Raw genomic sequence first — 6,766 nt, 5'->3', positions numbered from 1 at the left:
CTTGAACGCTTGAGCTCTCACCCCAAGCGCAGTCTGTTTTGATAGTATCCCGCCACCCCCGCGCCGTCATGCCGAGTGACTGCAGCTGGCGGTAAACTGTAGGCCGGCTAATGCCTAACAGATGCGCCGCTCGGAGCGTGTCGCCGCCCGTCTCGCGCAAGGCGGCAAGCAATCGCTGATGCCCAACCTTTCGTAAGGCATGCGTACGAGCGATGCCGTCGAAGTGGTCGATGGCTGCCTCGATATGAGCGGCGTCGATCGCGCCTCCGTGCGAGAATGAGCACGCGCGCTCGAGCGTTATCGCAAGCTCGCGTACGTTTCCGCGCCATGTATGACGGTGCAGCGCCCCTAACGCATCCCCGGTCACCTGTCGTCGCTTGGCGTTTCCGGCGCTGCGGCTAGCGAGCAGGTGCTCGGTGAGCTCGGGCAAGTCCTCGAGACGAGCCGAAAGCGATGGCACACGGAGGGTGACGCCGGCCAATCGATGCCACAAGTCGAGCCGGAACCGGCCTGTGTTCACCATTGCCGGGAGGTCCTCGTTCGTCGCGCTGACAAGGCGAAAATCACTGGCGCAATCTCGCGCGGCGCCAACTGGTCGAAATCCATAACCATCGAGCGCACGGAGCAGCTTTGGTTGAGTTTCCAGCGCGAGTGCGCCAATTTCGTCAAAGAACATCGTGCCGCCGTTCGCCTTGACCAGGTGTCCGCAGGAAGTATGAACAGCTCCCGTAAATGCGCCACGGACGTGGCCGAAGACGACGCTCTCGAAAAGCGCCGGGCTGAGCGTGCTGACATTGCACGGCTCGAAGGCGCCGGATCGCCCGCTTGCGAGATGGAGGCCGTGCGCAACCAACTCTTTGCCCGCACCCGTCGGTCCAAGTATCAAGACGGGGAGGCGAGTCGGTCCAACGCTCGCGATGGTCTCACGCAAGCGGCGCATGACGGGTGAGCTCCCAACGATGAGGTCCGCCAGCTCGTGCTCGATCATGGCTGCTCCGGATGTGCGCGTTTGATGAGTGGGGCCGTCGCGCTATCTGCATCAGCGTCTGTATGCAGCACGTGCGGCGTGAGAAAGAGGTACAGCTCCGTCGACGTCGTCTCGCGGCTGACATGCCCGAACAGTCCGCCGATGAGCGGAATGCTGGACAACAGCGGGATGCCGCCCTGCGATGCATCATGCTCGACATCCGTTAGGCCACCGAGCGCCACCGTTTGCCCGTCCTTGAGCAGCAACTGCGTCTGAACAGATCGGGTAGAAATCACCGGCGCGTCGAACGCGATCTCGCTCGTTGCATTGTCCACCTCCTGGGTGACCTCGAGGCCGACGTATCCATCGGGACTGATCGTTGGCAGCACCGTGAGCTTGGTACCGACATCCATGTACTGCACCACCTGGTCGCGCGCCGAGTTGTCGGTGGCGAGCGTACGAGACAGCTGGACGAATGGGCGTTGGCTTCCGACGTTGATGGTTGCCGGTTGGTTGTTTGCCGCGATGAGAATTGGCTTGCTGAGGATGCGCACATCGCCTCGTTCGGCGGCGGCAGTGAGCGTGGCGTCGATGTCGAGATGCGTGAAATGCGACGCGTGCAGGATGACGTCGGTTAGGCCGGCGCCGACTTGTGAGCCGTTGACCACGGTTCGGGTCGAACCGACCTTCGTCGGTGGCAAAGTTGCATCGACGCCGAACGCCAGGCTGCGATCCTTCTGCACCTCGGCGATGACCACTTCGATCAATACCTGCAGCGGACGCGTATCAAGCGCGTTTACTGCCGCGGTTATCAGGTCGAAATCGCTCTGGCTCGCTCTGACCAGGAGACTATTGCTCCGCGGATCGGGGACTATCGTCACATCGCCGGAGAGCGTCGCGTTTCGCCCAGCTGCAGTCGGGACGGGCGCGTTCTGCGAGCCGGCCGGCGGGATCTGTGTGGACTGCAGCTGCTGGTCGAGCGTCGCTGGGCGATCGCTCCCAAGCTCCCCGAGCGCGCTGCCGCGGCCATACAGCGCATTGACGGTCGCTGCGACATCCGCCGCGCGTGCGTGTCGCAAGTGAATGATGAAAAACTGGACCGCCGCGAGTGCTCCTGTGTTAGGCGTTGGTGGCACTGCGACGCTCTTCGCCTCCACACGGTATAACGCCGAATCTCGCGCCAGCTGCAGGTTTTGACTCGCCAGAAGGCCAGTGAGCAGGTCGGGAATCTCGCTTTTCAGGACGGCGTGCGGAGTCTCGAGCGTAACGCGCGCGGCAGGAACGGCGCTGCCGAACGCCACCGGACGGTCCAAGAACGGAGCGAGCGCCTCGACGGCGGCACGCAGATCTGCATCCACGAAGTGAATGCTGACGCTGTCGCCGCGCCACGTCACCAGACTGTCCGAGCGTTGGGCACCGGCATCGAAAGGCAAAGCCAGGAACGCTGCGAGCGCGATCCAGCATCGAACGGTCATGGCCACGCGCGCCGCACCGTTAGGCGCCAGGTTGTGTCCGATCCGACGATCACGATCCGGTTTGCCGATATGCTGCGAACCCGCAAACCTGCGACGGTATCTCGTGCGTGTACGAGCACGCTTCGATCGTGGCCGGGAACACCGTCGAGGATGCCGAGCCATGGCGGACCACCGATCGTTCCGGTAAGCACCAACGATGGCTTCGGGGGCTTTGCAGCCGGTGAGTCGTTGGTCGCACTGGAGCCAAAGACAACCGACGCAGGGCGGCGGCTGAGCCGAAAGATGTCGCCTTCCACGATTCTATCTGCGAGCGACGAGAGTGAGTCAGCGGCTATCGACGCGACTGGTGAAGTAATGTTGGGGAGAGGTGGCGCCGGTGAGGCTGGTTCTCGTGCACTCCCGTAAGCGCGCGCTGTGGCGGCGACGACGAGCGTCCCACAAAGCACCCAGAGAACGAGCCGTGCAATAGCCCACGGATTCATCGGACACTCCGTGCGGCAGTTCGGACCTGAGCCTGAACAGTGAATTCGAGCCGCAAGCTTTCCGCACGAGTGTCTACCGTCGCCACATCCGACGGTCTGATCGACATTGAGCGGAGTGCGAGACGAGCACGCTCTGCCTCGAGCGCCGAGATGAACTGCGCCACGCCCGCGATGTCACCGGTGGCTCCGCCGCTCACGGTTACGAGTTCGACACCATCGTCAACATCGGCGTCCAGCGCGAGCGCATCAATCTTGACGCCGGCTGCTGCCGCAGTTGCGGATACGAGCGATGCCAAGGCTGCCTCCGCAGCCGACTTGCTTTCGGCCCGCAACAGACCAACCTCGACACCCTCGAGCGCTCGACTGCGAGCGCTCAGCGAGTCACGCATCGCCCGATCATGGCCTAAAAGCTGCCGAGCAGCGCTCACCTGGCGCGTGAGCAGGGCTTGACGCAACTCGAGGCGATCGTCCCAGCGTCGCAAACTGGGAACGACCTTCACGAATGCGATCATCGCTGCGATGCTGACCGCGCCAACGGCGAGTGCGCGTCGGTCACGGTTGGTCATTTCAGGGAGAATCGAGCTGACCTTCATGGCGCGTTCAAGCGAAATGTCGCGGACAGGCGCTCGAGTGGTCTCCCTCCTAACGAAATGCTTGCGACCGGCCCGGCGATAGCCGGAGCACTGATGTCGGGGACGCGCTCCAGCGCGTCGACGACATCCGATGCCTGCGGCGCAGCCGCCACGATCGTTCCATCCGCGCTGTCGACGAGCCGCATCTCGAGAATAACGCAGCTGTCGGGAAGGGCTCGAGTCATCTCCGCAAGCAACAACGTCAAGGAGCGCCTTCGGATCTCAAATGTGTTGACGGCGCTTAGTCGTTCGCTGACGCTATCGAGCGCCATCTCCCGGCGGTGAGCTGTCGCCAGTCGCGGCGCGAGTGCGGAGAGCTCCCGTCGGGCGCGATAGACGCGCGCCGTACTTACAACGGCCGGCGCAATCCACAAGAACAAGAACGCCAGGAAACACAAGAGTGCCGCTACTGCCATATGCGTTCGTGATGGTGCGCTGCCTAACGGGATGGACCGTTTCAGGAGAAGAGGCGCCCGCCAGCGCACCTGCGTCGCCGAGTAGGCCGGCAAGAAGTCGGCTGCTTCGATGCCGGCGTTCATGAATGCTCGAGTGGGCTGCGGCGTGGAAGAAGACGACGCGGTGCCAGCCCGTGAGCAGCGCGCATGCATCAGCTCACCATCAGAGTACGTTAGCTCGAGACGGAGGTCGTCATCTTCCCAGATCACTGATTGGTCGTGCGTCGCCAGCCCGAGCGCAGATGCCATGGGTATCACCGCGTCGAGACGCCATCCTGCCGATCGACACGCTTCATCTATTTCTGCAAGCAAGGTGGAGTCATAAGCGGCCGCCCATAACGCGCCGTCTGTACTACGCCCGCAGGCCGTTTCGAGGGGAACGCCGCTCTTGAGAAAGAATCGGCTGACGCTTTCGCGCACGACTGCGGCTAGCGCCTTCCGATCCAGTGCATCCGGCACCTCGCTCAGGCGCCTGACCTGAACGCCGCTTGGCCCTATAGCAGCGATCATTCGCTTAGGCGACCAACGCGAACGCGGGCATGCGGCGAGCAAGTCGGCGATCCGATCGGAGCGGTCGCGCGCATCACAGCAGCGAGCTTCACTCCAAGCTACGACACCGCCGCGCAGGAACACCGCGCTTACACGCGTTCTCGAAACCGCCAATCCGAGAATCGACGTCATTCGATCCAAGTCCGTTGCCGGACGATGGCGGCGCGCGAACCTGCTCGAAGCAAACGCAACTCAATCGCCGCCGTAATTGGCGGCGCGCCTGAAGTCCCTCGGCTCGTGAGAACCCATGCGTCTGGCGTCGTCGTAGTGAGCTGAACGAGATCGCTGTAGTGCGACTGTAAGGTGTCACGCGCCGCCGGTGAGAGTTCGCCCGCGAAGGTGAGCAGATCAGCTATCGGGACCCGACGCGTCCGATGTTCTTCGACGAGCGCCACCGCCTCACGAGTGAATCCTGGGAGCGCCGCCACCACCGGGAGGGGAGCCTCGTTCAAAGCGACGCGTCCTCTCTCCGTGCCTAACAGTGTGTCGAGACCCGGAGCGGACGCAGCACCACGCACGAGATCGAGTTCGTGGGAGTTCTCGAAGGGTCCATTTCGTGGGAGAGAGAGCCGATGCTGGATGTACCACCATCGCTCGGCGCCAAGCGGCCTGGCTTGATCGTCGCTGTCGCGCCAATCCAGGATCGCGTCTACCAACGAATCGGCGGCGAAGTGATCGACTCCCATAGAAAGCAGCAGTCGAGACAATGTCGCGCTGTCGGCCGCGTTCACGTCGAGCCCCTGTCCGGCCGCGCGCATCTCGATCGTGCAGTCAGTCGTTTGGTGGAGCGCAGCCGTCGCAAGCAGCTGTCCGAGATCCCGCCACGCCGCCGTGTCGCCAGTTGATGCGCTATCACTTAGCATGGCCGATGCAATCGTCGCTCGCGCACGCGCAAGGCAATCTCGAGCGTTCCATGCCGCAACTCGCTCAGCAATGCGATTGCGCGCACCACCGGACGCACGTCTCGCAATGAGCGCGATGCCGATACTCAGTGCGCTCACGCCGACCATCGCCCATAGCACGGCGATGAGTACAAAGCCGCGGCGGCTCTCGCTCACCCGCGTTCGCCGACTGGCACAATAACCGTATCACGATCGACGATGACAACGATGGCCAGAGGCGCGCCCACGCCGCGCCCCCAGACCCGCTCCCACGCGCCACCGTTGTCCGCGCTTTCCAGATACCGAAACGACCCCTGTGCAAAACCAGTGACCAGCGGAATCCGAATCGAATCGCCGATTCTTGCGACCAGTGCTGGCCCCGATCCAATCGTGTCGAAGGCAAGAACGATCGTGCAGCGCTCGAGCCAGCCGCGCGGTACTTCGCACCACGACGAGAACTGGGTAACTCGCTGCGTTCCGACGAACGGCGTCGCGCCTGGCGTCGCGTTGTCGAGGCGCTCAGCCAAGCGGCGCAACAAATCCTCACCGGTTGCTCGGCGATCCATCGAAGCGGTAGCCGCTTCGGCGATTTCTGAACTGTCGCCTAACGCTTCGAGAACGGCTCGTACGCCCGCCAGCACCATCGCCCCCACAAGGAGTGCGACGAGCACTTCAATTAGTGTGAAACCGTCAAGGCGCCGCATGCGCGACCTCGGGACGAAAGAACGACGTCGCAAAAAGAACTCGTCCCGTCGCTGAGTCGCTCAGCGAGACGACATACAGGGTCGACGACGGTCGACCAATGTCGAGTAGCCAGGATCCTTCGTGCCTAATGCCGAAGTGGCGATCGAGGTCCGCGCGCGGCCAGAGCGACACGGCGTCGAGGAAGCGACTCGCACGCTGGCTCGCCTGATCTGTTTTGGCCGCGCGGTCGATCGCGGCAAGCGAGCTCGCCGCGAGTGTCAGTGCGGTGCCGCCCGCAACTGCGAGAATGGTCAGAGCGACGATCGCTTCTAGCAGCACCATCCCGCGCCTAACGCCTAACTCACCGAGACGCATTCCGTCCTCCAGTCAACGGATCTATATTGAGTCGCGTGTCGACGGCGAGGCGGCCATCAGGGAGAGCTGTGACGAATGACGGCTGAGAGTCCGTAGCAATTGCTATGGAGACGGGATGGCCGAAGCGAATGGCTGAGTCGCGTGCCTGAATCGCGGCAAGATGTTCTGCGTCGACAATCGGTAAGAATCGCGCCGAATGGACGCCAAGACCGACCACTCCCGCCATAATGCTCAAGAGCACGAGCACCACCAAGAGCTCGACTAGG

At 63.0% G+C, this 6,766-nt stretch carries 8 protein-coding genes; 1 reads left to right on the top strand and 7 read right to left on the bottom strand.

Annotation, left to right across the window (positions count from 1 at the left end):
• The first annotated feature begins 484 nt into the window (after nucleotides 1-484).
• Nucleotides 485-949 (top strand): hypothetical protein, encoded by a 465-nt coding sequence (locus VFW04_06595; protein HEX5178978.1) that lies wholly within the window; start codon nucleotides 485-487, stop codon nucleotides 947-949.
• Nucleotides 950-984: 35 nt separating this feature from the next.
• Here VFW04_06595 and VFW04_06590 read toward each other — a convergent pair whose 3' ends face one another.
• From VFW04_06590 to VFW04_06560, 7 genes are all read right to left on the bottom strand, one after another.
• Nucleotides 985-2,442 carry a secretin N-terminal domain-containing protein gene (locus VFW04_06590; GenBank protein HEX5178977.1) on the bottom strand — a complete coding sequence of 486 codons (1,458 nt, stop codon included), beginning with the start codon at nucleotides 2,440-2,442 and terminating at the stop codon, nucleotides 985-987.
• Nucleotides 2,443-2,920: 478 nt separating this feature from the next.
• The gene (locus tag VFW04_06585; GenBank protein HEX5178976.1) at nucleotides 2,921-3,517 is read right to left on the bottom strand and encodes a GspMb/PilO family protein; all 597 of its coding nucleotides are present in this window, start codon (nucleotides 3,515-3,517) and stop codon (nucleotides 2,921-2,923) included.
• Complete coding sequence (locus VFW04_06580) at nucleotides 3,514-4,692, bottom strand: hypothetical protein (protein ID HEX5178975.1); 1,179 nt, start codon at nucleotides 4,690-4,692, stop codon at nucleotides 3,514-3,516. The genes VFW04_06585 and VFW04_06580 overlap by 4 nt, the downstream gene beginning before the upstream one ends.
• On the bottom strand, nucleotides 4,689-5,318 hold the full coding sequence (locus VFW04_06575; GenBank protein HEX5178974.1) for a hypothetical protein: 630 nt from the start codon (nucleotides 5,316-5,318) through the stop codon (nucleotides 4,689-4,691). Before VFW04_06575 ends, VFW04_06580 begins: the two co-directional genes overlap by 4 nt.
• Nucleotides 5,319-5,614: 296 nt before the next feature.
• Nucleotides 5,615-6,145, bottom strand: a complete 531-nt coding sequence (locus tag VFW04_06570) for a prepilin-type N-terminal cleavage/methylation domain-containing protein (protein HEX5178973.1) — start codon at nucleotides 6,143-6,145, stop codon at nucleotides 5,615-5,617.
• Entirely contained in the window at nucleotides 6,132-6,500 is a 369-nt protein-coding gene (locus tag VFW04_06565; GenBank protein HEX5178972.1) for a type II secretion system protein, read from the bottom strand. The genes VFW04_06570 and VFW04_06565 overlap by 14 nt, the downstream gene beginning before the upstream one ends.
• On the bottom strand, nucleotides 6,487-6,766 hold a 280-nt coding region (locus VFW04_06560), incomplete at its 5' end, for a hypothetical protein (protein HEX5178971.1). The genes VFW04_06565 and VFW04_06560, both read right to left, overlap by 14 nt.

The sequence above is a fragment of the Gemmatimonadaceae bacterium genome, from assembly GCA_036273715.1.
In the GTDB taxonomy this organism is placed as follows: Bacteria; Gemmatimonadota; Gemmatimonadetes; order Gemmatimonadales; family Gemmatimonadaceae; genus JADGGM01.
The sequence above is the reverse complement of the archived record's forward strand: the minus strand, read 5'-3'. Positions and strand labels throughout refer to the sequence as shown.